Genomic DNA, 25,849 nt, shown 5'->3' with positions numbered 1-25,849 from the left:
TGGACGCCCTGGTGCGCCGGCTCGTCCGGGCGGCGCGGCGGCTCGGTGTCCTGGCCCGCCGTCCGCAGACCGGCCTGATCCACCAGTACTACGTCCAGACCGGGCCGTGCACGCCGTGCCGCGTGCGGCCCTCGGCGCGGCCCGGGGGCTGTCGAGGTTCGACGACGCCGGGCCCGACCGTTGGGTCACGGCCCTGCCAGCCCTGACCCGATGGCTCGCGGTCGCCCTGGCCCGGGTGGACGACCACGGGGTGGACGCCCTGGTGCGCCGGCTCGTCCGGGCGGCGCGGCGGCTCGGTGTCCTGGCCCGCCGTCCGCAGACCGGCCTGATCCACCAGTACTACGTCCAGATGGTCCTCGCGCTGGGCACCGCCGTGCTGATCCTGCTGCTGGCGAGGTGACCCGTGCTGTCCCTGATCGTCTTCACGCCGCTGGCGGTGGCCGCGCTCCTGCTCCTCTGGCGTGGCCTGCCGGCGAGTACGGTGTCGTGGATCTGGATCGCGGTTACCGGCGTCGAGGTCGCGGCGGTACTGGGCGTGTGGTGGGCCTACCCGGGAGAGGGCTTCGCGCACGAGGTGGACCGGCCGTGGATCCCGGGTGCCGGGGCCGGCTACCACGTCGGGGTGGACGGGTTGTCGCTGCCGCTGCTCGCCCTCACCACTGTCGTCTTCGCCGCCTGCGCGGTGTACTCGCTGCGCCGCCAGCGCCGGCCGCGCCAGTTCGCCGCTCTCTTCCTCGCCCTGCAGACCACCTGCCTGGGGCTGTTCGTCGCGCTCGACCTGATCCTGTTCTTCGTCTTCTTCGACCTGTCCATCGTCGGCATGTACGCGGTGATCGCCGGCTGGGGACACGGCCCACAGGCCCGCCGCTCGGCGCTGACGTTCTTCCTGTACACGTTCCTCGGCTCGCTGGCGCTGCTGCTGGGCTTCATCGGCCTCTCCGTCGCCGCCCAACCCCACACCTTCGACATGGTGGCGTTGACCCGTGACCCGCCCACCCAGGGCACGGCCGGTGCCCTGGTGCTGTCGACTGTCCTGCTCGGGCTGGCGATCAAGACGCCGACGTTCCCGTTCCACACCTGGCTGCCGCCGGCGCACACCGACGCCCCGGCCGCCGGTTCCGCCGTGCTGGCCGGGATCCTGCTCAAGATGGGCACCTACGGGTTCGTCCGCATCGCCATGCCGATGCTGCCCGACGCCTGGCGGCGCTACGCCTGGGCGATCGTCGTGGTCGGCGTGGTGAGCGTGCTCTACGGAGCGCTGGTGGCGCTCGCCCAGACCAACTTCAAGCGGATGGTCGCGTACACCTCCGTGAACCACATGGGGTACGTGGTGCTGGCCGTCGGCGCGGCCGGCCTGGTCGCCGACTCGGACGCGCAGGCCCGCGCGGTCGCGATCACCGGCGCGGTCACCCAGATGGTCAGCCACGGGCTCATCACGTCCGCATTGTTCCTGCTCGCCGGCGTGCTCTACGACCGCGGCGGCACCTACCGGATGGACGCCTACGGCGGGTTGGCCGCTGACACGCCCCGGTTCGCCGCGCTGACCGCGGTGGCGGCGTTCGCCAGCCTCGGGCTGCCCGGCTTCTCCGGTTTCATCGCCGAGTTCCAGATTTTCGCCGGCAGCCTGAGCGCAGCGCCGGTGGCGGTGGCATTCGCGCTGCCCGGCATCCTGGTCACGGCCGGGCTGTTCCTGTGGGCGCTGCATCGTGTCTTCCTCGGCCCGGCCCGGCACCGCCTGTCCGCGACCGCCGACCTGACCGCCGCCGAGACCGCGGCGGTGCTGCCGCTGCTGGCGCTGGCGCTGCTCCTCGGCGTGTTCCCCCGACTGCTGCTGGACGTGGTGGAACCCGCCGCCCGGGCGGTCACCGACCTGGTGGCCCGGTGAACGAACGTCCGCTCGCCCTGCTGCCGGAGTTGCTCCTGCTCGTCGGCGCGGTCACCACGCTGCTCACCGGGGCGTTCCTGCCCCGGGGCCGGCAGTGGGTGGCCCGGCTGATCGCTGTCGGGGCGCTGCTCGTGGCCGTCCTCGCCGCGCTGCCCGCCGTGGGCGAGCGTTCCACCGTGTACGCGCACAGCTACGCCCTCGACCCGGCCACCACCGCCGCCCGGCTGCTGATCCCGCTGGCCGGGCTGCTCGTAGTCGGGATCGCCGCCGGCCGGGTCGCCGGCAACCGGCGGGAGACCGAGTTCTACGTGTTGACACTGCTCGCCGTGCTCGGCGCGGTGCTGCTCGCCGGGGCGTCGGACCTGCTGCTGCTGGCCGTGTCGTACCTGCTGTCGTCGGTGCCGCTGACCGGGCTGGCCGGCTGGGGCCGGGACCGGCGGGGCGCCGAGGCCGCGCTCAAGGTCTATTTGATGAGCGCGCTTGCCGGGGTCGGCCTGCTGGCCGGCGCCGCGCTGCTGACCGCGCTCGGCGGCGGGGCGAGCGACTACGACCGGCTGGCCGCCGGGCTGGCCGGGGCGCCGAGCGCCGCCGTCGCGGTCGGGGTGGTCGGGGTGCTGGCCGGCCTGCTGTTCAAGATCGGCGCGGTGCCGGGCCACTTCTGGGTACCCGACGCGGTGCAGGGCGCCTCGATCCCGGCCGGCGCGCTGCTGACCACCGTGCCGAAGCTCGGTGGCCTGCTGGCGGCGTACCGGCTGTTCGCCGTGGCGGTGCCCGCCGACGTGGTCGACTGGCCGCTGCTGGTAGCGGTGCTCGCGGCGGTCACCATGACGCTGGGCAACTTCGCCGCGTTCGGCCAGGCGGACCCGCGCCGGTTGCTCGCGTACTCCACCGTGGCGCAGGTGGGTTACCTGCTGATGGCCGTCGCGGTCGCCGGCCGCGCGGAGCGCGCGCTGCCGGCCCTGCTGGTCTACCTCGCCGGGTACGCGGTGACGAACCTGGGCGCGTTCGCCGTGCTGGCCGCCGAGCCGCACGACCGCCTCGACGGCTATCGGGGACTGGCCCGCCGCCGGCCCTGGCTCGCCGCGGCGTTGACGATCTGCCTGCTGGGGCTCGTCGGCACACCGCCCACGGCGGTCTTCGCCGGCAAGCTGACGGTGTTCACCGCCGCCTGGGACGGCGGGCTGGCCTGGCTGGTCGTGGTCGCCGCGGTGAACACCGTGGCCAGCCTCTTCTACTACCTGCGCTGGTTGGTGCCGGCCCTGTCCCTGCCGTCCGGCCCGCCGCCGTTGGGAACCGGGTCGCCACGGGGACCGCGGGTCGCGGTAGCGGTGGCCGCGGCGGTAGCGCTGATCGGCGCGGCTGGAACATTCCCACTGTACGGCCTGGTCGAGCGGACCCTGCAGCGGTGACCCGGCCCGTCCGGGCTACCCGGCGTCCCGGCCCAGCGCGGCGTCCAGACGTTGCCGGGCGCGCCGCAGGGCGGGGGAGATCGGAATCTGCGCCAGCAGCGGGGCGGCGGTGGCGAGGTCGTCCCGCAGCCGTCCGTGCAGTCGGACCGCGTGATCACGTCTTCCCACCGTCGGAGGGTTGAGACGGACCAACGGGTACGGCCGGATCAGGTCACCGTTTTCCGGCCCCTGGACCGGGGTAGCGATCAGAAGGGGACCGGAGACGAAAGCCCGACGGATGGAGAATGTCGTGGCGCGACCTGTGATTGTGATCGTCGGAGCCGGCTTCGCCGGCTTTCACGCCGCGCGCCGGCTGACCCGGCTCGCCCGGGGAGCGGCGGACGTGGTCCTGGTCAATCCGACCGACTACTTCCTGTACCTGCCGCTGCTGCCCGAGGTGGCCGGAGGTGTGCTGGACCCGCGCCGGGTCGCGGTGCCGCTGGCGGACACGCTGCCCGGGGTCCGGGTGGTGGTGGGTGAGGTCGACGGCGTCGACGTGGACGGCCGCAGTGTGTCGTACACCGATGCGGACGGACGCCAGGGGCGGCTGGCGTACCACCGGCTGGTGTTGGCCGCGGGCAGCGTCAACAAGCTGCTGCCGATCCCCGGGGTGGCCGATCACGCGCACGGGTTCCGGGGCATCCCCGAGGCGGTGCACCTGCGCGAGCGGTTGATCCAGCAGATCGAGCTCGCCGACGCCACCGAGGACCCGGCCGAGCGGGCGAGTCGCTGCACGTTCGTCGTGGTCGGCGCCGGCTACACCGGCACGGAGGTCGCCGCGCAGGGGCAGTTGTTCACCGGAGAAATCGCCCGCCGCCACCCACGGCTGGGCGCGGTACGTCCCCGCTGGCTGCTGTTGGACACCGCCGAGCGGGTTCTGCCCGCTCTCGCCGACCGGATGTCCGCAGCCGCCGAGCGGGTGTTGCGCGAGCGTGGCGTTGAGGTGTGCCTGGGCACGTCGGTGACCGAGGCGGACGCCGACGGCGTGCGGCTCAACGACGGCCGGTTCGTGCCGTCCCGGACGCTGGTGTGGTGCGTCGGGGTCCGGCCCGACCCGCTGGTCGAGGCCACCGGCCTGCCCGTGACGAGCGGGCGGATCACCGTCGACGAGTATCTCGCCGTGCCCGGGCACCCGGAGATCCTGGCGTGCGGCGACGCCGCCGCCGTGCCGGACCCGTCCCGACCAGGGGAGATCACCCCGATGACCGCCCAGCACGCCGTACGGCAGGGCCGGCTCGCCGCGGACAACATCGCCGCGTCGTACGGGGTGGGCCGGCGTCGGCCCTACCGGCATCGCGACCTCGGGTTCGTGGTGGATCTCGGGGGCTGGCAGCCCACCGCCAACCCGCTGCACGTCCCGCTTACCGGTTCGGTCGCCCGGGCCGTCGCCCGCGGCTATCACCTGTTGTCGCTGCCGGCCAACCGAACCCGCACCGTGGCCGACTGGCTTTTCAGCGCGGCGGGCACCCGTCCGGCCGTGCAGCTCGGGCTGGTGCCCGGCGCGGCCGTTCCGCTGGACACCGCCCCCGAACTCATTCGTCGCTGAGCAGAGCTGAGCAGAGCAGAGCAGAGCAGAGCAGGAGCCGACTGTGCGCGCGTTGACCGTACGACCCGAACGACCCGACAGCGTCGAGGTACGCGACGTGCCCGATCCCGTTGCCGGGCCGGGCGAACTGCTCGTCGAGGCGGTGGCACTGGGCGTCTGCGGCACCGACCGGGAGATCATCTCCGGCGCCTATGGCTGGGCGCCGCAGGGCGCGAGCGGTTGGTGCTCGGCCACGAGTCGCTGGGGCGTGTCCGTCGGGCGCCGGAAGGGACGGATTTCACCGCCGGTGACCTGGTCGTCGGGGTGGTCCGCCGCCCCGACCCGGCGCCCTGCGGAGCGTGCGCCCGGGGCGAGTTCGACACGTGCCGCAACGGCCGGTACACCGAACGCGGGATCAAGGAGCGCGACGGCTACGGCAGTGAGTTGTGGACGGTCGAGACCGACTACGCGGTCCGGCTCGAACCAGCTCTGGAGTCCGTGGGTGTGCTCATGGAACCGACCACGGTTGTGGCCAAGGCGTGGGAACAGATCGAACGGGTGGGGCAGCGGTCCTGGTTCGCGCCGCAGCGGGTACTCGTGACCGGTGCCGGCCCGATCGGCCTGCTGGGGGCGCTGCTGGGTACGCAGCGCGGACTCGACGTCCATGTGCTCGACGTGGTGGCCGACGGGCCGAAGCCGGCAGCGGTGGCCGCCCTCGGCGCGACCTATCATCACGCGCCCGTTTCGGAGGTCGCCGAGAAGATCCAGCCCGACGTCGTGCTGGAGGCCACCGGCGTCGGGCGGGTGGTCCTCGATGTCATCGCCGGCACCGCACCGTACGGCATCGTCTGCCTCACCGGGGTGTCCTCCGCTGGGCGCCGGATTCCCATCGACGCGGGCGCCGCCAACCGGGACCTGGTCCTGGAGAACGATGTGGTGATCGGTTCGGTCAACGCGAACCTGCGCCACTACACCGCCGCCGCCCAGGCGTTGGCCGCCGCCGACCGGAACTGGCTGGAACTACTCATCAGCCGACGGGTGCCGCTGAGCCGTTATGCCGACGCGGTACGCCCCGAACCGGACGACATCAAAGTCGTACTGACCTTCGAATGAGGGAAGAACCGCGTGCCCGCACCGATCGAGGACTACGCCGTCATCGGAGACCTGCAGACCGCCGCCTTGGTGGCGCGTGACGGCTCCGTCGACTGGTTGTGCCTGCCCCGCTTCGACTCGCCAGCCTGCTTCGCCGCTCTGCTACACGACGACAGCGCCGGCCACTGGCGGCTCGGTCCTGCCGAGGGCGGTCCCGCGACCCGCCGGCGGTACCGGGGGGACAGCCTGGTGCTGGAGAGCGAGTGGGAGACACCAGACGGCGTCGTTCGGGTTGTCGACTGCATGCCGCCCAGGGGCGAAGCCGCCGACCTGGTACGTGTCGTCGAGGGCGTCTCGGGACGGGTGCCGATGGCGATGCGGTTGCGGCTGCGCTTCGACTACGGTCATATCACCCCCTGGATCCGGCAGCGGAACAACGATCTGGCGGCGGTGGCCGGGCCGGACGCCGCCTGGCTGCACGCGGCGGTGCCGTTGTCCACCGACGACAGCACCACCACGGCCGAGTTCACGGTGGGGGCGGGCGAGTCGGTCGCCTTCGTGCTCACTCACCGGCCCTCGCATGAGCCGCCGCCGCAGCCGGTCGAGGCCCGCCGCGCGCTGCACGCCACCGAACGGTTCTGGCGCGAGTGGATTGCCCGCTGCGACTACGAGGGCCCGTGGGCAGCGGAAGTCAGACGATCCCTGGTGTTGCTCAAGGCGCTCACCTACGCGCCGACCGGTGGCATCGTGGCTGCCGCCACCACGTCACTGCCGGAGCAGCTGGGCGGGCCGCGCAACTGGGACTACCGGTACTGCTGGCTGCGCGACTCCACCTTCACACTGCAGGCGCTGCTGGGCACCGGGTACGTCGACGAGGCCCGGGCGTGGCGGGACTGGCTGCTGCGGGCCGTCGCCGGCGATCCGGCGGACCTGCAGATCATGTACGGGTTGGACGGCACCCGCCGTCTACCGGAGAGCTCCCTGCCGTGGTTGAAGGGATACCAGGGGGCGGCACCGGTCCGGGTGGGTAACGCGGCCGCCGACAACTCCAGTTGGACGTCTGGGGCGAAGTGCTCGACGGGCTGCACCTGAGTCGGGAGGCGGGAATCGCGGCGACCGAGGCTGCATGGGACGTACAGCGGGCGTTGCTGGACCACCTGGAGCGCACCTGGCGTCAGCCGGACAACGGCCTCTGGGAGGTCGGGGGCCGCGCCGACACTTCGTCCACTCGAAGGTGATGGCCTGGGCCGGGTTCGACCGGGCGGTCCGGGCGGTGCAGGAGCACGGCCTGGACGGCCCGGTGGACCGGTGGCGGACGATCCGGGACGAGATCCACCGGGAGGTGTGCGAGCGAGGTTTCGACCCCGCGCGGAACACCTTCACCCAGTCGTACGGCCATCCGGCTCTGGACGCCGCGCTACTGCTCATCCCACGGGCTGGCTTCCTCGCCTGGGACGACCCGCGAGTGGTGGGCACCGTCGAGGCGGTGCAGCGAAATCTCTGCGTCGAAGGCTTCATGCTGCGCTACCGCCCCGAGCACGGCAGTGACGACGGGCTCCCGGGTCCTGAAGGCGCATTCCTCGCGTGCAGTTTCTGGCTGGTCGACGCGTTGTGGGGCATCGGCCGAACGGACGCGGCGCAGCAACTCTTCGCGCGGCTGCTCGCACTGCGTAACGACGTGGGCCTGCTCGCGGAGGAGTGTGATCCGGCCACGGGGCGTCACCTCGGCAACACGCCGCAGGCGTTCAGCCTGGTGGGGTTGGTCAACTCGGCCCGGCTGCTGGCCGGCGCCACCACCCGCACCTCGGCCAGCGTTGACAATCAGCGGATCGCCAAGCCCCGCTCGGCGCCGCGCCCCCGGCGGCGGGATGGGGACAGGGCATCCGTCGACGGGTGATCCGGCCCGCTGGTCCGCATCATCCGTCGGCCTTGTCGATAACGGCCCAGACGGTAGGGCGTTTCCCATCGCGGTGACGGTGATGTCGATGTCTGTGCGGGGGTGCAGCGCGCATTGCTGATCAGTCCGGAGGCGATGATCATCGCCCGGTCGCTTTCGGTAGCCTCGCCCAGTTGGCCGGAGAAGACCATGTCCTGTTCTCCGGAGAGGAAGAGGTTGCAGGCATAGTCATCGCCGACAGGAGACCCGTCGCGGTGGTCTGCATGCTCGGCGCGACCCCGGCTAGGGGAGCGCTGCCTGTGGATCACCGGCGGCGGCCTGGGCCGCCATCGCCTCCTGCCGGCGGGGTTCCTCGCGCAGGATCGCGGCGTGCAGCCAGGTGTCCGGGATGGCGAAACCGTCCACCAGGGTCCGCAGGTGCGGGCGCAGTTCTTTGAGCAGGCCGTTCACCACGCCGGTGATGGCCTTGGAGCGGGCCGGCGTGAAACGGCCGTGCTCCAGGAACCATCCCTTGTTGGCTTCGATGACACTGAGCGCGTACAGGTCACAGACTCGGCAGAGCAGCGCCCGGACCGCCGGGTCGGCGGTGTCCTCGATGCCGGCGACGAACGCCTCCAGGGTGACCCGGTCGATGTGCGCGGCGGCGACGGTCAGGACGTGATCCTGGACGTCATTGAAGATGTCGAAGGGCTGGTCCTTCTTCGTGGCCGCGCCGTTGCGCAGGCGGCGGACCGCACCGTCGAGGAGATGCCTTTCGCGGTCCTCGAAGGTCTTGAGCTGCCAGCCGCGGTCGGTGACGGCTACCTCCTCGTCGCGGCCGGGCACGGCGCTGATCAGCCGCTCGATGACCGACCGCGCGGCGGTGCGTTCGAGCACCATCTCGCGGACCTGCTCGGCGACGAAGGAGGCGCGCCCCCAGCCGTCCAGCGAGCCGAACTCGTCCCGATAGCCGGTGAGGAGCCCTTTGGCAACCAGTTGCAGCAGCACCGTGTTGTCGCCCTCGAAGGTGGTGAAGACGTCGGTGTCGGCCTTGAGGCTGGGTAGCCGGTTCTCGGCCAGGTAGCCGGCGCCGCCGCACGCCTCGCGGCACATCTGGATGGTGCGGGTCGCGTGCCAGGTCTGCGCGGCCTTGAGACCGGCGGCCCGGGATTCCAGCTCCCGTTGCCGGTGGTCGTCGACCGGCCCGTCGCCGCCCTGCACCTCACTGAGCGCGGCGACCAGCTCGGTCTGGGCGAAGTGCAGCGCGTACGTGGTGGCCAGGGCGGGCAGCAGCTTGCGCTGGTGGGCCAGGTAGTCGTTGAGCAGCACCTCCCGCTCCGCGTCGGGCGTGCCGAACTGGCGCCGGATGTCGCCGTAGCGCACCGCGATGGTCAGCGCCGACTTCGTGGCCGCCGACGCCGCGCCGCCCACGCTCACCCGGCCGCGAACCAGGGTGCCGAGCATGGTGAAGAAGCGCCGAGAGTCGTTCTCGATCTGGCTGGAGTACGTCCCGTCCTGCGCGACCTGACCGTAGCGGTCCAGCAGCATGTCCCTCGGCACCTGTACGTGGTCGAAGGTGAGCCGCCCGTTGTCCACGCCGAGCAGGCCAGCCTTGGGCCCGGCGTCGCCGATGCGCACGCCGGGCAGCGGGTTGCCCTGCGCGTCGCGGATCGGCACCAACCACGCGTGTACACCGTGCCACTGACCGTTCGTGATCAGCTGCGCGAAGACCACCGCCATCCGCCCGTCCCGGGCGGCGTTGCCGATGTAGTCCTTGCGGGCCGCCTCGTGCGGGGTGTGCAGGTCGAAGGTCCGCGTCCGGGGGTCGTACGTGCAGGTGGTGCGCAGCTGCTGGACATCGGAGCCGTGCCCCGTCTCGGTCATGGCGAAGCAGCCGAAGATCTTGCCCGAGACGATGTCCCGGAGATGGGCGTCGTGGTGGCGGCGGGTGCCGAGGGCCGCGACCGCGCCGCCGAACAGGCCCCACTGAACGCCCGCCTTGACCATCAGCGACAGGTCGACCTGCGCCAGCATCTCACTGGCGATGATCGACGCGCCGACGTCGGACTTGCCGCCGTACTCGGTGGGGAAGGCCGACGCCATACCCAGCTCTGCGGGGAGTTCGCCGAGCAGTCGGGTGATCCGCTCACGTGCCTGGTCACCGGTCTCGCCGTACACCGGGAGGAAACGCTCGTCGAGGTGGTCCCGGTGCGCGTTGCGAACCTTGGCCCAGGGCCCGTCGAGCAGCTCCCGCAGGCGAGCGAGGTCGATCTGATCGGGCATGGTCCCCCCTCGGCTGGCGGACATATGCGTACAGGTCGTACTCGATCAAGATTACCGGCGTCAGTTTTGCCGCTGAGGGTGACGGTGCCGCCGTCGCCCCGCACACCCCCCCCGGGTCGTGGTGATCCGCTACCCGCGTTTCCAGCGGTAGTAACGGACAGGCACCATCGGCCGTCACGAAAGTGGGCAGGAACCGTCATCGTTTCGTCGTCTAGTCCGCGACGTCATGCGGGTAGCGCAAAGGGAGCAGACGCTACGGAAGGAGCAGTTCATGCCACACGACATCACGGCGATTCTGGTCAAGCTCGGTGACTCCGGGCAGACGATCGCGGCTGCCGAGCAGGACGTGCGCGGCCGGCACGTCCTCGACGCCGACGGTGACGACCTGGGCAAGGTCGACGACCTGCTGATCGATCGCGAGGAACACAAGGTGCGGTTCCTGCGAGTCGAGCACGGGGGAGTTCTCGGTATCGGCGCCACCGCCACCTTCATCCCCGTCGAGGCGGTCAGCGACGTCACCGACGACACGGTGCGGGTCGACCTGACCCGGCAGAAGATCGAGCAGGCCCCGACGTACGACCCGGAGGTCGTCGAGGAGACCGGCTACTACGAGGACGTGTACTGGTATTACGGCTATGCGCCGTTCTTCAACCCGAGTGGGGTCGCTCCGCCGTACCCGGTGCCCCCGACCCGACGCTGACTCCCGGCTCCCCCCACCCCCCGGCCGGTGTCTCGGCGGCCGCGCGCGACCGCCGAGACACCGAAGCGATTCTGAGGAGACACCGTGACCTACGTCCCCTGGTTCCTTCCCGACGACACTCCATCGCTGTTCCAAACCGCGCCGGCCTCGATCGATGCCCGTCTGGCCTTCCGGCTGCTTGAGCGTATGCAGCGGGATCCCCAGTTGCGTCACGAACGCATCTGCATCGAAGTGCAGAACGGTGTGGTCATCCTGGAGGGCACGGTCACCTGCACTGACGTGAGCACGGAGGCCGATGCCCGCGCCTGGAGCATTCCGGGAGTGCACGACGTCAACAACCGGCTGCGCCCCCTGAAGCGGTGAACGGCGGTCGCGACGGCGACCCCGCTCAGGCACACAGGTCACGCCGACGGTAGCCGATGATTCCGGCGACCACTCCTGCCGCCGCGATGCCGGCCATCACGGACGCCGCGACCCAGGCCGGCGCGGTGGCCGGCACCGCGGCCAGGTGCGCGAACGGAGACAGCGCACGGATCCAGGAGGGCGCGTCGACGCTGTCGGCAAGGACCTGCCACAGGAACCCGCCGGCGGCCGGAAGAGCGCCGATCGCCGCGACGGCGCGCGGCGCCCATCCGAGCGCCAGGACGGCGGCTCCCAGACACAGCAGCACGATCGGCACGACGTTCCAGGCGCCGGCGAGCGCCTCACCGGCCCCAAGACCGGCATGGACAATGGCCGTACCGGCCCACATGGCGACGCCCGCCTCCGTGATCAGGACCAGCGCGGCACAGCCAGCGACGGCCGCCTCGGCCGCCAACAGCCGTACCCGGGTCACCGGTGCGGCCAGTAGCAGGGTGAGACGCCGGGCATTCTCGTCCGCGGCGACGGCGGCGAGCCGCACGGCGACGAACACCCCGACCGGAACGGCCAACAGCGCGAACAGGGTGGCCGCGTAGCCCTCGACCGTGTCGAGCGCCGGGAAGCCGGCCTGGGCCGCCATCGTCGCGAACTCCGGGTTGCCGGTCAGGAACTCGGCCATGGACCGGGCGATCAGACCTAGGAGCAGGAAATACGCGCCGATCCCGGCCGACCATGCGGCCAGCGGCCGAACCGTACGCCGTACCGCGAAGGCGGGCACCGAACCGAGCAATGCGGTACGCGCCGGCCGGCTGCCGGCCGTAGCAAGAATCGCCGCGCCGACGTCACGCCGCGCCGCAAGCCGACCGGCGAGGGCCAGCAGCAGCACCCCGGCGAACGCCAGCACCGACACCGGCAACCCTCGATTGCTGTCGAACGGGCGGGTCAGCGCCAAGAGGCCGAACGGGGACAGCCACCGAAGCCAGGCCAGCGCGGGCACACCGTCGCCGACCATCCGCGTGAGGAGCCCGACGACCAGGACGGCGGCCGCGGCACCGTTGGCCGCCGACCGGCTGGCGAACAGCTGCGCGGTGACGCCCCCGACGGCGACGAAGAAGAGCCCGACGGCAGCGAGGCCGGTGCCCTGCAACAACGAACCCGTGGCGTCCACGCCCGCAGCGATCATCGCCGCTGCGGTCGCCGCTCCAACGAGGACCGGAACGACGGCCAGCACACCGAGGTGCTGGCGGACCGCCTCGGCGAGGGTGATGCGGCCGGACAGCAACAGACCCCACCGGCCAGCGCCCTCCTCCCCACGGGTGATCCGGGTGGCGGCCAGCATCGCCCACACCCCCAGCAGGACGGCCAGGACGGTGCCCGTCCGCCACACCGTGAACCCGCCCGCCTGGTCGAGCGCGACCGGTTCGCCGAACAGGGTGCGGATCGCGGAGTTGCGGGCCAGCGCCGCCAGGGCGGCCGGATCCAGTGCCTCACTGTGGTAGCCGACCACGACCAGGGCAGACATGCCCGCGCACACAGCGGTCACGACCAGAGCACCACGGCGCACCTGGCGTACTGCGAGCCCCCTCAGCACTCGCTCCGGGCCGGCTGCTGCCGCCGTGGTCGCGATCATTGGGCGTTCTGCCCGTAGTAGGCGAGGAAGATCTCCTCGAGGCTCTGCTCCCGGACGACGATCGTCGCCACATCAGCGTCGGCCAGGGCGCGCAGCGCCGCGGCGGGGGAGCCGCTCAGGGTGAACCGCACGGTCGCGCCGCCGTCTGCGTGCAGGTCGTGGACGCCGTGGACGCCGGCGAGGTCCGGTGGCGTGCCGGTGAACGTCGCGGCCACCTCGGTGTGGTGCAGTCGACGCAGCTGTGCGACGGACGCCACCTCCACCAGTTCACCGGCGCGCAGGATGCCGACGCGGTCGCAGACGGCCTCGACCTCGGCGAGCTGGTGGGAGCTGAGGAACACTGTCTGCCCGTTGTCGCGGGCAACCCCGACCGCCTGTCGGAACTGCAGTTCCATGAGCGGGTCCAGGCCACTGGTCGGCTCGTCCAGCACCAGCAGAGGCGCCCGGGTGGCGAACGCCGCGATCAGAGCAACCTTCTGCCGGTTACCCGTCGAGTAGGTGCCGGCCGGTTTGGAAACGTCCAGCGCGAATCGTTGGATGAGCTCCTCGCGGTAGGCGGTGTCCGTGCCCGGGCCGATGCGGGCGAGCAGGTCCAGCACCTCGGCGCCGGTCATCCGTGGCCACAGCGCCACATCCGCCGGCACGTAGGCGAGCCTGTTGTGGGCGGCGGCGACATCGGCGGCGTCGGTGTCGAAGATCCACGCCCGTCCGGAGGTGGGTCGGGCAAGGCCGAGCAGCAGCCGGATAGTCGTTGACTTCCCGGCGCCGTTGGGGCCGAGAAACCCGAACACCTCACCCGCCGCGACGTCGAGGGTGAGGTCATCGAGGGCAAGTAGCCGCCCGTACCGCTTGGACAGATGTTCGGTGCGCAGGGCAGAAACGCCCATCGGAGCCTCCAGAGCCGCAGCACGACATGACCTGCCGACCAGACTTCCCGGCGCTCCTGAGGTGAGAGTACTCCCGGCGGTCGCGGCGCGGAGGCACCCCGGTCTGGTGATCGGACTACTGGCTTCCGACGTTCGGCAACGGCCTCAGCGGTATGTCGGCCGGATGCTGACCTGGATGCCGGGTAGGAAGACCAGCGACGATGTGGGCATGACAAGCGACATCGCCCTACTCACCGAGGACCTGACCAAGTTCTATGGTCAGCGCCGCGGTATCGAGGGTCTCAGCCTGGAGGTTCGGGCCGGGGAGGTGGTGGGATTCCTGGGACCGAACGGAGCCGGGAAGACCACCACGATCCGGCTGCTGTTGGACTTCCTGCGCCCCACTCGTGGACATTCGACTGTGCTCGGGCTCGACCCGCGCAGGGACAAGGCCGCACTGCACCGTCAGATCGGCTACCTGCCCGGCGAACTCGTGTTTCCCGGGCGGGACAAGGCGGAAGACCTGCTGCGCTTCTTCGCTGCGGCACGCGGCGGCGTGGCCTGGGCGCAGGTGACGGCGCTCGCGGAGCGGCTCGACCTGGACCTTTCGCGTTCGGTACGGACGATGAGTAAGGGCAACAAGCAGAAGGTCGGCCTGGTGCAGGCGTTCATGCACCGGCCGGCGGTGCTGGTCCTGGATGAGCCGACCAGTGGGCTGGATCCACTCATGCAGCAGGAGTTCCTGGCCATGGTCCGCGACGCCAGTGTTGCTGGGCAGACCGTCTTCATGTCCTCTCATGTCCTGGCCGAGGTGCAGCAGGCCGCCGACCGGGTCGCCATCGTCCGCGACGGCCAGTTGGCCGCGGTCGAGCGGGTTGAGTCACTGGGGAAGCGGGCAGTCCGCGCCGTCGAGATCCACTTCCACGACCCGGTGGACCCAGCCGAGTTCAGCGGCCTGCCCGGAGTGAGCGACGTGGTCGTGTCGGGACCGGTGCTGAAGTGCACGATCGACGGCCGCATCGACCCGCTGATCAAGGCGGCGGCGCGTCATGAGGTGGTGGACATGTTGTCGGCCGAGCCCGACCTGGAAGAGACGTTCCTGTCGTTCTACTACCACGGGGAAGGAGCCGGCGATGCTTCCCGCGCTGGTGCGTAAGACCTGGCGTGACGACCGCCTGGCGTTGATCGGTTGGGCCGGCGGCGTCGCCGCTTTCACCGGCATCTACGCCTCTTTCTACAGCCAGTTCCAGGGAGCCGCGGAGCTGAAGCAGGACGCTCTGCCCCAGGGCATGCTGGACTTCCTCGGCATCGCCGACATGCTCTCGCCTGCCGGCTATCTGCAGGCGACCATCTTCAGCCTGGTCGGCCCACTGCTGGTCCTGATGTGCGCCATCACGCTGGCGGCCCGCACGATCGCTCGGCCGGAGGAGGACGGCGGCATGGAGCTGATGCTGGCCAACCCGGTCACGCGAGCCTCATTCGCCTGGCAACGGGTGGCCGCCGCCGGCAGCGCGCTCACCGGGATCGCCGCCATCCCCGGGATACTGCTGATGATCATTGTTCCCTGGATCGGCATGGACATCCCTCTGTCCAACGTCGCCGCCGCCTCCGCCGGCCTGGTCGCCCTGGTGTGGAGCTTCGCCGCGTCGCCTTCCTCGTTGGCGCCGCCACCGGAAAACGGGCTGCCGTCCTCGCGATCACCGGTGGCCTTGCCGTGGCCACGTACATGGCCAACGCCATCGGCGGCATGCTCGACGGGTGGCACTGGGTGCGCTGGCTGTCACCGTTCCACTACTTCATCGGCACCGACCCGCTGCACACCGGCTGGCACCCGGCCGAGCTTCTCGCCCTCGTGCTCCTCGGTGCGGCAACCACGACCGCCGGAGTCATCGTGTTCGACCGCCGCGACATCGGTGTGTAGACGTGAGGCTGGTGGCCTCCGGTTTCCGGCGGCCACCAGCACGCCGACAAGGAACAGCCGATGAGCGAGGACAATTGGCTGGCGGCCAACTGCCAGGATCTGCTGTCCGTCCCGGCCAGTGCCCGGCGTCAGGCAGCGGTCAACCTGGGTGCCCGCGCAGCGGATGAGGGGCTGACGCTGCGCGAGCTTGTTGCCGGTCTGCTGGATGCCATCACCGTCCACTGGAGCGCCACCCCGGTCGCGTCGACCGACACCGCCGTCGCCGTGCATTCCCGCGCAGAGACACTGCTGGACACCGCCCGTGTCCTGCTCACCGATGCCGTGGACGGGTACGCCCGGCGGAACCGCGCCGAGCTGGATCGCCACGACAACGAACGTGCCGCATTCGTCAACGACCTGCTCACCGGCCGCGCCGACCCGGGCGGTCTGGCCGAGCGCGCACACCGGTACGGCATCCGCCTGTCGGCCACCCACACCGTCCTCATCGCCCGTGCGGCCGGCCTGACTCCCGGCATCACGCACCGCATCGACGCCGCGTTGGCCTCCAGGTTCGGCGAAGGCAACACCCTCACCACCCTCCGGGACGGCGACGTGGTCTGCATCAGCGCCGGCGGCCTACGCGGCATCGCGGCCGAACTCGCCCACCTGCTCCTCACCGAACTCGGCGCGGGCAACTGGCAGATCGCCGTCGGCCGCACCCAACCCGGCGTCCAGGGCCTGGCCACGTCCCTCGACGAGGCCCGCCACACCCTCGACTACGCCGTCAGGCTCGGCTTCACCACGCCCGTACTCAATGCTGCCGACCTGCTGGTCTTCCCCGTGCTCCTGCGTGACCGCGACGCCATCACCGACCTGGTGACCACAGTCCTCGGGCCACTGACCACGGCGCGCGGCGGTGCCGAGCCGTACCTGGAAACCCTGACCGTGCTCTTCGACAACCAGGGCAACCACACCGCGACCGCCCGGCAGATGCACCTGTCCGTCCGCGCGATCACCTACCGACTCGACCGCATCCGGGACCTGACCGGCTACCACCCCGGCGAGCCCACGCAACGCTTCACCCTGCAGGCAGCCGTGCTCGGTGCTCGCCTGCTGGGCTGGCCCGCTCAAGTCGGTGAGCAGGCAAGCTCAGGTCCCACCAGGCCCGCCCATCCGCGAGACGGGCGCGGGTGAACCCGCTGCACGAGCCAGGCACCACCAGCCCGACCATGACACCCGGGTCACCCAGTCGGTGAGTGACGCGCTGCTTCCCGCGCGGCGTCGGTCACCAGCACGGGGGCCCCGAGTCAATCTCCGTCACGGCGGCGAAATCCACCTGAACCTTGGCCGGACGATGCGCATGTAGGACCCGCGCCAGCGCCATCCGAAAGCTGTCGGCGTCCGCCAGACGCATCGAGCCGCGGAGCAACAGTACGACCACGCCTGCCGAACGGGTCGCCACCGTGATCGACAGTGCCATCAGGGACTGACCATCTCGATTCACACCGGCTCACGGTCTGCGGGTGCCGGCCCGGGCACGCTCACCGGCGGCCGCGCCGCTGGCCCACCAGCCGCAGCGTGTTGCAGACGTCGAAGACACCGGGCACGTCCCAGGTGAGTTCGCCGGCGACCTGCCGCGCGTTCGTGTCACTGACCAGACCGAGAAGAATCACCACCCGGTTCTGTACGGCCACAACGATCTGCTGCGACCGTGTGGTCCAGTCGCTGCTCAACCGCTGCGCGACCAGCGCCTCGATCCGTAGATCCTCGTGGTCCGGCTCGGGTTGGTCCGACGCGTCGTCGAACCAGTTCTCGCCTGGTAACGGCCATGGCACATACACGGGAGCTCCTTGTGGTTGGGCTGCTGGGCGCAGGGTGGGGTTGGTTTCTCCTCGTCCACATCAAGCGGCCATCGTTCTTGTCGGCGTGCGTCGAATGGGGGCCGCGACCCCTCGTGCTCGTGCCGCCCCGCTTCGGGTGCCCGCGGAGCGGGGCCCATCGGGGTGGCGGTGGCGGCGACCAGTGCCACCCCGACGCCCGCGAGACCGATAGGGAGGATCAGGGCCAGGACGTTGAGGCCACCGGTGCTGATGCCAGTCAGCTGAGCGACGATGGTGCCAGCCAGCGCTGCGACAACCCCGACGGCCACGGTCAGCCAGATCGGGGCCTCCTGGCGTCCCGGGACGATGAACCTGCCGAGCACGCCGACGGCGACGCCGACCACAAGCGCAGTGACGAGACCGGCGACGGTCATGGGCACTCCTCGAAGGTCTTCTCGCTGCTGCGGTCTTCTCGTTGCTGCCGGTGCGAGGCAGGGGCCCGGTGGTGCCGCCGTCGATCAGGCCCGGGTAGCGGTGGCGGCCGTGGAGGCCATCGGCGCGCTGATCACGCCCGTGGACAGCTGGGCAAGGGCGTCGTCACGGCTGTCGAAGATCGGGAACGCCCCGTCCAGGCGCATGGTGTGCAGGACGGTGCGGATGAACCGCGACGGCGCGGCCAGGCAGAGCGTGACCCCGCGGTCGCGGGCATCGCGGTGGGCGCGGACGAGGTGCCCGAGGCCGGTGGAGTCGATGAGGTGCACTCGGCTCAGGTCGACCACCACATGTCCGCCCATGTCGGCCGCGTGTCGCAGAGCGGTGCGTAGGGTGTCACCGGTGTCGAGATCGACGTCACCGGTCGCGGCGACGACTGTCACGTCGTCGAGGTGGTCGATGCCGAGGATGCCGCCAGGACCGTGGTCACCGCACGACGCGTGGCCGCCGCCTGGGAGCGGCAGCAGGCTGCAGTGCGGGCAGCGGTGCGGACCGGTGGCGAACGGGGAACCGCTCCAGCCCTGTTCCGACACCAGGGTCCAGACGACCTCCGCGTCGGGGAGCACGCACGCGGTGGCCTTGAGGGTGTCGCCGCAGGTGTCGCAGATCAGGGTCATCAGGTGGTCGTCCGGGACAACGGTCATTCTGCTGGTCCTTCCTGGGTCCGTGTCTCTCCAGGCGGTGCGACACGGCAACCGTGCAGAGCCGAAGCGGAGGCGGGCTCTCGAGCTTGACGTTTTCGGCGCTAATGGGCCGTTGCGCCCGATGGTGGGCAAGGTGAGTCTCGCTGGCGATCGTCAGTGAGCGACCTTCACCGAGGCGCGACCATGAGCGAGAAGCGTCGGCGGTATGGGGGTGGGTTCGTGCCCGGCCGGGAGGGTGCCGGGCGGCGACGATGGGGCCGTGTCGACGACCGGCAGGATCTGGTCCACACGGGCGGTGTGCAGGATGCGCCGGATGCGTGGGTTCGGGTCGCGGACGGTGAGGACCCCGTCGGCGCGGGCCAGCCGCCGGTGCACATCGAGCAGCAGGCCGATGGCAGCGGCGTCGATGTGCCGGCACCCGGACAGGTCGACCACCACCTGTGCGGGATGGAGGGCCAGCAAACGGTCGAAGACTGTTCCGGTTGCCGGCAGACAGGCCAGGTCGAACTCGGTGAGGCACACCTCGACCAGCGGTAGCGTGCACGGCGTACTTGCCAGTGGCCCTGTCACAGGAATACCCCTCTCCCTCGCGGATGCGGTCGCCTGTCACCCTGCCGGGCGGGTTTGGCGGTCACCGCGCGGATCTGTGACAGTTCCATGACAAATCCGTCAGCCGACCGCCACGGTTGGCCGCCGGCCGGTCGGCTGGGGATGATGCCGGGTATGACGGCCGTACTGGTGATCGAGGACGACGACCGCATCCGTTTGGCGTTGTTGCTCGCACTGGAGGAGGAAGGCTACGACGCGGTGGGCGCGGCAACGGCCGAGGAGGGTCTACGCGCGCAGCGCCGCGACCCGGCCGACTACGTGCTTGTCGACCTGATGTTGCCCGGCCTCGACGGCTTCGAGTGCATCCGGCAACTGCGCCGTGACGATGACGTGCCGATCGTGGTGGTCAGTGCCCGCGACGACACCCATGACATCGTCGCCGCCCTCGAAGCTGGCGCCGACGACTACGTCGTCAAGCCGGTGGCGATCAAGGAACTGACCGCTCGGCTGCGCGCCCTGCGCCGCCGCGCCCGTAGCGGCATCGCAGGGCACGCGCCGGAGCCCGTGCTCGTGCTCGTGGTCGGCGAGCTGGAGATCAGCCCGGACGGGGGAGAGGTTCGCCGGGCCGGCCAACCCGTGTCGGTGACCCGCACCGAATTTCGGCTGCTGTGCGAGTTGGCAGAACACGCGGGCCGGGTGCTGTCCCGTCAGCAACTGCTCGAACGGGTCTGGGGGTACGACAGCGGAGACGAACGGCTCGTCGACGTGCACGTGGGCCGGCTGCGGCAGAAGATCGAGTCGGACCCGGCGAACCCGCGACATCTGGTCACCCTGCGGGGTCTGGGCTACAAGTTGCAGCGATGAGACGCCGCCTCGGCCTGCGTACCCGGGTCACCGCCGCGTTCGCCGTCGGCGCGCTCCTGCTCGCCGCATCGATGGCTCTGGTCTCGTACGAGTTGACCCGCCGCTCCCTGATCGACGAGCGGGAACGCACGGCCCTGCGCGCCGCGTACTTCGACGCGACCGTCGTGCGTGCCGGGATCGACACCGACACCCCCGACGTCGTGCAGGTGCTCCGGTCGCTGGACACCGGTGGCGGCCGCCGCCCGGTGCTGCACCTCAACGGCGAGTGGTACGCCCGCACCGCGGATCCCGGCCCCACTGCCGCCATTCCCGTCGACCTGCGACGTCTCGTGGCGTCCGGGAAGCCGGCGGTGCAGCGGATCCGCATCGACGGGCAATCCGCCCTGGTCGTCGGTGTGCCCCTCTCGGCGACGGCGACGTACTTCGAGGTCAACTCGCTGCGCGAGCTGGAGGAGACATTTCAGGTCTTGGCGCTCGCGCTGACCACGGTCGCGATCATGGTCGCCGGCTCGGGCGCGGCCCTCGGCTGGTACGCCACCCGGCACGGGCTGCGCCCGCTGACTGCCGTCGCTGACGCCGCCGAGAAGATCGCCGCCGGCGACTTCACCGCCCGTCTCGACACGGCCAGCGACCCGGACCTGACCCGCCTGTCCTCGTCGTTCAACCAGATGGTCGACCGGCTCGCGCACCGCATCCAGCGTGACCGCCGCTTCGCCGCCGACGTCAGCCACGAGCTGCGCTCCCCGTTGCAGACCCTCGCCGCCGCGGCCAGCGTCCTGGCCCGTCGTCGCGAACAGCAGGACGAACGGACGGCGATCGCGGCGGGGCTGGTCGCGGACGAGATCGACCGTTTCCAGCGGCTCGTCAACGACCTGATCGACCTGGCCCGCAGCGACCAGCCCGCCCACCGTGCGCCGGTGGACGTGGCGGCGCTGGCCCGGGACGCCTGCCACGCCCTGGACCTGCCCGCGTCGATTGTCCGCCTCGCACCGGAGGTGTCCGCGACGTGGCTGGTCGAGGCGCGGCGCGTCGCGCAGGTGCTGGCGAACCTGTTGGACAACGCCGTGACCTACGGAGGTGGGCCGACGAGTGTGCTGCTCGACCGCGACGGCAGCGCGGGCGTCATCGAGGTCGAGGACGAGGGCCCGGGCGTGCCCGTCGAGGACCGAGAGGTGATCTTCGACCGCTTCGTCCGCGGGCGAGCCGCCCACACCCGCGGTGCCGGCGACGGCACCGGCCTCGGCCTCGCACTGGTCGCCCAGCACGCCGCCGCACACGGCGGACACATTACGGTCAGCGACCGCCCCGGCGGGGGTGCTCGCTTCCGCGTCACGCTGGCGGAGAGTCTGACGTGAACCGTCGCCGTCTCCTCGCCGTGGGACTCGTCGCGCTGCTGAGCGGCTGTGGCATCCCCACCGACGACGCACCCCGCGCCGTGCAACCACCGCGCGGGCCGTTCCCGACCTCCGCCCCGGTCGAGACCGCGCCGGCCGGCCCAGCCACCGAGACCCTCTGCCTGGTCCGCGACAATCGGATCGTCCCGGTGCTCCGGCGCGTGGACCGCTTACCCACCATCGAGGACCACCTGCGGCACCTGCTCGCCGGGCCCACCGGGGCCGAACGCGACACCGACCTGACCAGCGCGCTGCCCGGGGCCGTCAATGCCGCCGGTGCGACAGTGACCGGCGGCCAGGCCCGAGTCGCGGTCGACGAACCCGGTGACGACGCCGGCCGCAGCGACGAGGTCCTCGCCTTCGGGCAGATCGTCTGCACCCTCACCAGCCGCGATGACGTCACCAGCGTGACGTTCCTGCGCGACGGCAGACCGTTAGGCGTGCCCCGCGCCGACGGATCACTGTCCGACCAGCCGCTCAGGCGCACCGACTACGCCCCACTGATCACCCCACGGTGAGCCGGCCATCGCCGGCATGGCGGCCGACAGAACGTGGTACCCGCAGCGTTCCCTACCGCATGCCATCGCTGACCGCCCAGGTGCGATCGAAAGGACCTGGCGCTCCCGCCGGCCGGGGCGCTTGTCCCGCAAGCCCTTGGCCGGCAGTGGCGATGTCACCGCCGGGGCTGCCCCTTCGCCCGGGGTCGGCACGCCCGTTGCCGACCGGCCAGGCTGATAGGTTGATCTCAGGTGTGCCGGGAAGTCTGGTCGGCGTTGCGACGATGGCTGACCAGAACAGGAGAAGCGCCGAATGAGCACCCTGGCCTGGATCGCGGTGGCCGTGTTCGCCGCCGCCTACGTCCTGATCGCCACGGAGAAGATCAACCGGGTGGCGGTGGCTCTGGGTGGTGCGTCGATCATGCTGGCGATCGGGGCCACCGACGCCGAGCACGCGTTCTTCTCCGAAGAGGCGGGCATCGACTGGAACGTCATTTTCCTGCTGCTGGGGATGATGCTGATCGTCGGCGTGCTGAAACGCACCGGCCTGTTCGAGTACCTGGCGATCTGGAGCGCGAAGAAGGCCCGGGGCCGCCCGTTCCCGATCATGGTCATCCTGGTCGTGGTGACCGCCGTGGTGTCGGCGGCGCTGGACAACGTCACCACAGTGCTGCTGGTGGCACCGGTGACGCTGCTGGTCTGCGAGCGGCTCGGAGTGCCGCCGGTCCCGTTCCTGATCGCCGAGGTCATGGCGTCCAACGTCGGTGGCGCGGCCACGCTGGTCGGCGACCCACCGAACATCATCATCGCCAGCCGGTCGGGGTTGAGTTTCACCGACTTCCTGAACGTCATGGCCCCGCTGGTGCTGATCGTGCTCGTCGTGTTCATCGGCCTGTGCCGGATCATGTTCCACAAGGCGTTCCGCTACGACGCCGAGCGCGCCGCCCGGGTGATGGCGCTGCGGGAAGCGGACGCGATTCGCGACCGCCGCCTCGTCGTGATCAGCCTGGTGGTCCTCGCCGCGGTGCTGCTCGCGTTCAGCCTGCATACGGTGCTGCACCTGGAGCCATCGGTGGTGGCCATACTCGGCGGCCTGCTGCTCCTGGCGTTGTCCCGGCTGAACGCGGAAGACGTGGCCAAGGACGTCGAGTGGCCGACGCTGGTGTTCTTCGCCGGCCTGTTCATCATGGTCGGAGCACTGGTTGCCACCGGAGTGATCGACAGCATCGCCCGATCGGCGACCGAGGCCGTCGAGGGCAAGCTGTGGCCGGCCACCATGTTGCTGCTGTGGGCCTCGGCCGGGTTGTCGGCGATCGTGGACAACATCCCGTACGTGGCGACGATGAGCCCGATCGTGAGCGAACTGGTGAACGCCGAAGGTGGGATCGGTAAGGCTCAGGTGCTGTGGTGGGCGCTCGCCATCGGGGCTGACTTCGGCGGCAACGCCACCGCCGTCGGCGCCTCGGCGAACGTGGTGGTGCTCGGCATCGCCGACCGTGCCGGCCACAAGATCACGTTCTGGGGATTCACCAAGTACGGTCTCGTCGTCACCGTGATCTCGGTGGCAATCTCGGTGCCGTATCTGTGGCTGCGATTCTTCTGACGCTCAGGTGCCGAGCATCCGGTCGAGCAGCCCATCCAGGGTGATCGCGCCGGTCATCACCCGGTCGCGGTCGACGACAGCGACCAGCGGCACATTCGAGCGGGCCATTACCGAGGCGACCTCGAGCAGGGTGGCGTCGGCGCTGACCGCCGGCAGGTCCGGACGGTTGCGCGGCAGCAGGTCCGCGACGGTGCGGTTACCGATGCCGTCAAGGATCACGTCGGCAGCGGCCTCGTCGATCACCCGGGCCAGCGCCGGATCGTCCTGGCAGTAGGACGGCAGCGCCATCCGCAGCACCTGCGTGCCGGCCAGCACCGTTGAGGGGCGGCCCATGGTGTCCACCACGATCAGGCCGGGTAGGTCCTGCGCCGCCAGGATCCGGGCGGCTTCCCGCGCCGGCATGTCCTCGGTAACGGTTTCCATCGAGATCGCCACGTCGCTCGCGCGCATGCACCGACGATACGCCCGGGCCACCGCCCCGGCCGCGCTGATGCCGCGTGTCAACCCGGGGCCGACCTACTGCTGGTAGACGTCGGGAACGTCGTCACGGTCACGGTCGACCTGCTCGGCCTCGTAGATCTGCCGGTACACGCGGTTGCGTACCCGCAGAATGACCATGGCGAGCGCGGCGGCGATCAGGGAACCCGCCAACACGGCGATCTTGACCCGACCGTCGGAGTCGCTGCCGATACCGAAGGCGAGTTCGCCGATCAGCAGCGAGACGGTGAACCCGATACCGGCCAGCACGGCCAGCCCAGCTACGTCGATCCAGGCCAGCCCCGCGTCCAGCCGCGCCCGGGTGAAACGGGCAACGAGCCAGGCCGCCAGCAGGATGCCGATCGGCTTGCCGACGACCAGACCCAGCATGATGCCCACAGCGATGGGATCGGTGACCGCCTGCGCCAGGCCGTCGAGCCCGCCGACGGCCACCCCGGCGGACATCAGCGCGAAAACCGGCACCGCGACGCCGGCGGAGATCGGCCGGAATCGGTGCTCGAAGTGCTCGGCCAGACCGGGGCCGGGGCCGGCACCCCTGGAACGCAGCACCGGGACGGCGAACGCGAGCAGCACCCCGGCGACTGTGGCGTGCACGCCGGAGGCGTGCACGAGCGCCCAGGTCGCGAACGCCAGCGGCAGGAGCAGCCACCATGAGCGCACCCGACGCTGCACCAGCAGTGCGAACAAGCCCAGCGGCACCGCCGCGGCCAGCAGCGGCAGCAGCGACAGGTGGGCGGTGTAGAAGACCGCGATGATGACGATCGCCAGCAGATCGTCCACCACGGCCAGGGTCAGCAGAAAGGTACGTAGCGCGGTCGGCAGATGCCGGCCGATCACCGCCAGCACGGCAAGAGCGAACGCGATGTCGGTGGCAGTCGGAACCGCCCACCCCTTGACCGCGCCACCCCAGTTCACCACCACGTACAGCAAGGCCGGCACGAGTACGCCACCGACCGCGGCGGCGACCGGGACCGCAGCCCGGCGGGGATCACGCAGATCACCGGCGACGAACTCGCGCTTGAGTTCGAGACCGGCGACGAAGAAGAAGATCGCCAGCAACCCGTCGGCCGCCCACATCGCCAGCGACAGGTCAAGGTGCAGCGCGTGGGGCCCGACGGTGAGTGCCGTCATCGCCTGGTAGCGGTGCGCCCACGGCGAGTTCGCCCAGATCAGCGCCACGACGGCACCGATCAGCAGCAGCGCGCCGCCGATCGTCTCCTTGCGCAGCACGTCGGCGATGCGACGTGCCTCGGCCCAGGAGCCACGGCCGAGGACACGAGGGGGCGACTGAGGGTTCGACGTCACAAGCGGGCCAACTTTCAGAAGACGGGTCGGAGCCATTTGCCGACCAGACTTCCCGGCGCACCGGAACCCATCGTACCGGCGCCTACCGCTGGAGAGGCCTGACTGTCTACTGCCGGCGGTGCCCCTCGTCACTGCGCATCAGCAGTCGCAGGCGCCTGTTCCCGACACCCAGCACTACCGCTACCACGAAGATTGGCGTGAAACCCTGCGGAGCGGGAGTCGGTGGTGCGCCGTCAGCGAGGACGCCGACGAACACGCCAGCGGCCATCGCCGCCGTGACAAGTGCTGCACGCCAATCGCTCAGCGACGCGGCCAGCAGGCCGCAGACGACCGCCATCACCAGCACGCGCCCCACCGGCTCCTCGGCGGGAAAAACCACTTCCGCGGCGAGCGCGGCCACCACGACACCGGCCGCGCCCGCGACCAGCTCCCGGATCAGGACGGCTCTGCGGCTCTCCGCCTCCTCGGCAACGCTCATGGTTCAGTATCATCTCGCGCCCTACCCGTTCCGACGCTCCGGCGACCGGGTCTGTGGATCTAACGGTGTTTCCGGCCTGACCTGCCGGGCGTTGTGCCTGGTGAGGAGGGTGCCGTGATGACCGCGACACTGAACGATCA

The 25,849-nt window shown here is 70.7% G+C and carries 27 protein-coding genes and 1 pseudogene; 17 read left to right on the top strand and 11 right to left on the bottom strand.

Annotated features, from left to right (window positions below; translation table 11 throughout):
- Positions 1 to 115: 115 nt before the first annotated feature.
- Genes JM949_RS16365 through JM949_RS16355 form a run of 3 tightly spaced genes read left to right on the top strand, consistent with a single transcriptional unit; the run spans position 116 to position 3,294 of the window.
- A complete protein-coding gene (locus tag JM949_RS16365; protein ID WP_203149322.1) occupies positions 116 to 400 on the top strand; it encodes a hypothetical protein in 285 nt (94 codons plus the stop codon).
- Between the two features lie 3 nt (positions 401 to 403).
- A complete protein-coding gene (locus JM949_RS16360; RefSeq protein ID WP_203149321.1) occupies positions 404 to 1,885 on the top strand; it encodes a complex I subunit 4 family protein in 1,482 nt (493 codons plus the stop codon).
- The gene (locus JM949_RS16355; protein ID WP_203149320.1) at positions 1,882 to 3,294 is read left to right on the top strand and encodes an NADH-quinone oxidoreductase subunit N; all 1,413 of its coding nucleotides are present in this window, start codon (positions 1,882 to 1,884) and stop codon (positions 3,292 to 3,294) included. The genes JM949_RS16360 and JM949_RS16355 overlap by 4 nt, the downstream gene beginning before the upstream one ends.
- A 15-nt stretch (positions 3,295 to 3,309) precedes the next feature.
- On the opposite strand, the gene JM949_RS16350 is transcribed toward JM949_RS16355, so the two are convergent.
- Positions 3,310 to 3,462, bottom strand: a complete 153-nt coding sequence (locus tag JM949_RS16350) for a hypothetical protein (protein ID WP_203149319.1) — start codon at positions 3,460 to 3,462, stop codon at positions 3,310 to 3,312.
- A 121-nt stretch (positions 3,463 to 3,583) separates the two neighbouring features.
- Here JM949_RS16350 and JM949_RS16345 point away from each other — a divergent pair, with 121 nt between their 5' ends.
- The 5 genes and pseudogenes from JM949_RS16345 (at position 3,584) to JM949_RS37155 (ending at position 7,847) form a co-directional block, all read left to right on the top strand.
- Positions 3,584 to 4,879 (top strand): NAD(P)/FAD-dependent oxidoreductase, encoded by a 1,296-nt coding sequence (locus JM949_RS16345; RefSeq protein WP_203149318.1) that lies wholly within the window; start codon positions 3,584 to 3,586, stop codon positions 4,877 to 4,879.
- Between the two features lie 43 nt (positions 4,880 to 4,922).
- Positions 4,923 to 5,971: pseudogene (locus JM949_RS16340) on the top strand (glucose 1-dehydrogenase).
- 12 nt (positions 5,972 to 5,983) lie between these two features.
- Positions 5,984 to 7,042, top strand: a complete 1,059-nt coding sequence (locus JM949_RS37165; RefSeq protein ID WP_309232184.1) for a glycoside hydrolase family 15 protein — start codon at positions 5,984 to 5,986, stop codon at positions 7,040 to 7,042.
- Positions 7,021 to 7,188 carry a glycoside hydrolase family 15 protein gene (locus JM949_RS37160; RefSeq protein WP_309232185.1) on the top strand — a complete coding sequence of 56 codons (168 nt, stop codon included), beginning with the start codon at positions 7,021 to 7,023 and terminating at the stop codon, positions 7,186 to 7,188. Before JM949_RS37165 ends, JM949_RS37160 begins: the two co-directional genes overlap by 22 nt.
- Complete coding sequence (locus JM949_RS37155; RefSeq protein WP_238433275.1) at positions 7,188 to 7,847, top strand: glycoside hydrolase family 15 protein; 660 nt, start codon at positions 7,188 to 7,190, stop codon at positions 7,845 to 7,847. Before JM949_RS37160 ends, JM949_RS37155 begins: the two co-directional genes overlap by 1 nt.
- Before the next feature lie 282 nt (positions 7,848 to 8,129).
- On the opposite strand, the gene JM949_RS16330 is transcribed toward JM949_RS37155, so the two are convergent.
- Positions 8,130 to 10,109: an acyl-CoA dehydrogenase family protein gene (locus tag JM949_RS16330; RefSeq protein WP_203149317.1), complete on the bottom strand. Its 1,980-nt coding sequence runs from the start codon at positions 10,107 to 10,109 to the stop codon at positions 8,130 to 8,132.
- A 271-nt stretch (positions 10,110 to 10,380) separates the two neighbouring features.
- On the opposite strand from JM949_RS16330, the gene JM949_RS16325 reads away from it, so the two are divergent.
- Positions 10,381 to 10,809 carry a PRC-barrel domain-containing protein gene (locus JM949_RS16325; protein ID WP_203149316.1) on the top strand — a complete coding sequence of 143 codons (429 nt, stop codon included), beginning with the start codon at positions 10,381 to 10,383 and terminating at the stop codon, positions 10,807 to 10,809.
- An 84-nt stretch (positions 10,810 to 10,893) separates the two neighbouring features.
- On the top strand, positions 10,894 to 11,172 hold the full coding sequence (locus tag JM949_RS37150) for a BON domain-containing protein (protein ID WP_203149315.1): 279 nt from the start codon (positions 10,894 to 10,896) through the stop codon (positions 11,170 to 11,172).
- A gap of 25 nt (positions 11,173 to 11,197) precedes the next feature.
- On the opposite strand, the gene JM949_RS16315 is transcribed toward JM949_RS37150, so the two are convergent.
- On the bottom strand, positions 11,198 to 12,712 hold the full coding sequence (locus JM949_RS16315) for a hypothetical protein (protein WP_203149314.1): 1,515 nt from the start codon (positions 12,710 to 12,712) through the stop codon (positions 11,198 to 11,200).
- A gap of 83 nt (positions 12,713 to 12,795) precedes the next feature.
- Positions 12,796 to 13,686: an ABC transporter ATP-binding protein gene (locus JM949_RS16310; protein ID WP_203149313.1), complete on the bottom strand. Its 891-nt coding sequence runs from the start codon at positions 13,684 to 13,686 to the stop codon at positions 12,796 to 12,798.
- Between the two features lie 208 nt (positions 13,687 to 13,894).
- On the opposite strand from JM949_RS16310, the gene JM949_RS16305 reads away from it, so the two are divergent.
- From JM949_RS16305 to JM949_RS16295, 3 genes are read left to right on the top strand one after another with little or no spacing between them, the layout of a single operon-like run.
- Positions 13,895 to 14,821 (top strand): ABC transporter ATP-binding protein, encoded by a 927-nt coding sequence (locus JM949_RS16305; RefSeq protein WP_203149312.1) that lies wholly within the window; start codon positions 13,895 to 13,897, stop codon positions 14,819 to 14,821.
- On the top strand, positions 14,799 to 15,650 hold the full coding sequence (locus tag JM949_RS16300) for an ABC transporter permease subunit (RefSeq protein WP_238433274.1): 852 nt from the start codon (positions 14,799 to 14,801) through the stop codon (positions 15,648 to 15,650). The genes JM949_RS16305 and JM949_RS16300 overlap by 23 nt, the downstream gene beginning before the upstream one ends.
- Entirely contained in the window at positions 15,647 to 16,759 is a 1,113-nt protein-coding gene (locus JM949_RS16295; protein ID WP_203149311.1) for a PucR family transcriptional regulator, read from the top strand. Before JM949_RS16300 ends, JM949_RS16295 begins: the two co-directional genes overlap by 4 nt.
- A 91-nt stretch (positions 16,760 to 16,850) precedes the next feature.
- Here the strand turns inward: JM949_RS16295 and JM949_RS16290 are convergent, their stop codons facing one another.
- From JM949_RS16290 to JM949_RS16275, 4 genes are all read right to left on the bottom strand, one after another.
- Entirely contained in the window at positions 16,851 to 17,045 is a 195-nt protein-coding gene (locus tag JM949_RS16290) for an anti-sigma factor antagonist (RefSeq protein WP_203149310.1), read from the bottom strand.
- A gap of 61 nt (positions 17,046 to 17,106) precedes the next feature.
- Complete coding sequence (locus tag JM949_RS16285) at positions 17,107 to 17,406, bottom strand: BON domain-containing protein (protein ID WP_203149309.1); 300 nt, start codon at positions 17,404 to 17,406, stop codon at positions 17,107 to 17,109.
- 497 nt (positions 17,407 to 17,903) lie between these two features.
- Complete coding sequence (locus JM949_RS16280) at positions 17,904 to 18,521, bottom strand: STAS domain-containing protein (RefSeq protein ID WP_203149308.1); 618 nt, start codon at positions 18,519 to 18,521, stop codon at positions 17,904 to 17,906.
- Positions 18,522 to 18,674: 153 nt separating this feature from the next.
- On the bottom strand, positions 18,675 to 19,091 hold the full coding sequence (locus JM949_RS16275) for an STAS domain-containing protein (RefSeq protein ID WP_203149307.1): 417 nt from the start codon (positions 19,089 to 19,091) through the stop codon (positions 18,675 to 18,677).
- 153 nt (positions 19,092 to 19,244) lie between these two features.
- On the opposite strand from JM949_RS16275, the gene JM949_RS16270 reads away from it, so the two are divergent.
- From JM949_RS16270 to JM949_RS16255, 4 genes are all read left to right on the top strand, one after another.
- A complete protein-coding gene (locus JM949_RS16270) occupies positions 19,245 to 19,934 on the top strand; it encodes a response regulator transcription factor (RefSeq protein WP_203149306.1) in 690 nt (229 codons plus the stop codon).
- Positions 19,931 to 21,289: a sensor histidine kinase gene (locus JM949_RS16265; RefSeq protein WP_203149305.1), complete on the top strand. Its 1,359-nt coding sequence runs from the start codon at positions 19,931 to 19,933 to the stop codon at positions 21,287 to 21,289. Before JM949_RS16270 ends, JM949_RS16265 begins: the two co-directional genes overlap by 4 nt.
- A complete protein-coding gene (locus JM949_RS16260) occupies positions 21,286 to 21,846 on the top strand; it encodes a GerMN domain-containing protein (protein WP_203149304.1) in 561 nt (186 codons plus the stop codon). The genes JM949_RS16265 and JM949_RS16260 overlap by 4 nt, the downstream gene beginning before the upstream one ends.
- Before the next feature lie 292 nt (positions 21,847 to 22,138).
- Complete coding sequence (locus JM949_RS16255) at positions 22,139 to 23,428, top strand: ArsB/NhaD family transporter (RefSeq protein ID WP_203149303.1); 1,290 nt, start codon at positions 22,139 to 22,141, stop codon at positions 23,426 to 23,428.
- A gap of 3 nt (positions 23,429 to 23,431) precedes the next feature.
- On the opposite strand, the gene JM949_RS16250 is transcribed toward JM949_RS16255, so the two are convergent.
- From JM949_RS16250 to JM949_RS16240, 3 genes are all read right to left on the bottom strand, one after another.
- Positions 23,432 to 23,878: a CBS domain-containing protein gene (locus JM949_RS16250; protein WP_203149302.1), complete on the bottom strand. Its 447-nt coding sequence runs from the start codon at positions 23,876 to 23,878 to the stop codon at positions 23,432 to 23,434.
- A 66-nt stretch (positions 23,879 to 23,944) separates the two neighbouring features.
- Positions 23,945 to 25,267: a Na+/H+ antiporter NhaA gene (gene nhaA / locus JM949_RS16245; protein WP_238433273.1), complete on the bottom strand. Its 1,323-nt coding sequence runs from the start codon at positions 25,265 to 25,267 to the stop codon at positions 23,945 to 23,947.
- 70 nt (positions 25,268 to 25,337) lie between these two features.
- Positions 25,338 to 25,709, bottom strand: coding sequence for a hypothetical protein (locus tag JM949_RS16240; RefSeq protein ID WP_203149300.1), 372 nt, complete (start codon positions 25,707 to 25,709; stop codon positions 25,338 to 25,340).
- Positions 25,710 to 25,849 lie beyond the last annotated feature (140 nt).

The organism is Micromonospora tarensis, from assembly GCF_016803395.1.
Classification (GTDB): Bacteria; Actinomycetota; Actinomycetes; order Mycobacteriales; family Micromonosporaceae; genus Micromonospora; species Micromonospora tarensis.
Note: the sequence above shows the minus strand (reverse complement) of the source record. Positions and strands in the feature narration are given on the sequence as shown.

Coding starts and splice junctions, on each gene's coding strand:
- JM949_RS37155 (WP_238433275.1), top strand. CDS start 7,188: ATGGCCTGGGCCGGGTTCGACCGGGCGGTCCGGGCGGTGCAGGAGCAC.
- JM949_RS16330 (WP_203149317.1), bottom strand. CDS start 10,109: ATGCCCGATCAGATCGACCTCGCTCGCCTGCGGGAGCTGCTCGACGGG.
- JM949_RS16325 (WP_203149316.1), top strand. CDS start 10,381: ATGCCACACGACATCACGGCGATTCTGGTCAAGCTCGGTGACTCCGGG.
- JM949_RS16310 (WP_203149313.1), bottom strand. CDS start 13,686: ATGGGCGTTTCTGCCCTGCGCACCGAACATCTGTCCAAGCGGTACGGG.
- JM949_RS16305 (WP_203149312.1), top strand. CDS start 13,895: ATGACAAGCGACATCGCCCTACTCACCGAGGACCTGACCAAGTTCTAT.
- JM949_RS16300 (WP_238433274.1), top strand. CDS start 14,799: ATGCTTCCCGCGCTGGTGCGTAAGACCTGGCGTGACGACCGCCTGGCG.
- JM949_RS16295 (WP_203149311.1), top strand. CDS start 15,647: ATGAGCGAGGACAATTGGCTGGCGGCCAACTGCCAGGATCTGCTGTCC.
- JM949_RS16290 (WP_203149310.1), bottom strand. CDS start 17,045: ATGGCACTGTCGATCACGGTGGCGACCCGTTCGGCAGGCGTGGTCGTA.
- JM949_RS16280 (WP_203149308.1), bottom strand. CDS start 18,521: ATGACCGTTGTCCCGGACGACCACCTGATGACCCTGATCTGCGACACC.
- JM949_RS16270 (WP_203149306.1), top strand. CDS start 19,245: ATGACGGCCGTACTGGTGATCGAGGACGACGACCGCATCCGTTTGGCG.
- JM949_RS16265 (WP_203149305.1), top strand. CDS start 19,931: ATGAGACGCCGCCTCGGCCTGCGTACCCGGGTCACCGCCGCGTTCGCC.
- JM949_RS16255 (WP_203149303.1), top strand. CDS start 22,139: ATGAGCACCCTGGCCTGGATCGCGGTGGCCGTGTTCGCCGCCGCCTAC.
- JM949_RS16250 (WP_203149302.1), bottom strand. CDS start 23,878: ATGCGCGCGAGCGACGTGGCGATCTCGATGGAAACCGTTACCGAGGAC.
- nhaA (WP_238433273.1), bottom strand. CDS start 25,267: ATGGCTCCGACCCGTCTTCTGAAAGTTGGCCCGCTTGTGACGTCGAAC.
- JM949_RS16240 (WP_203149300.1), bottom strand. CDS start 25,709: ATGAGCGTTGCCGAGGAGGCGGAGAGCCGCAGAGCCGTCCTGATCCGG.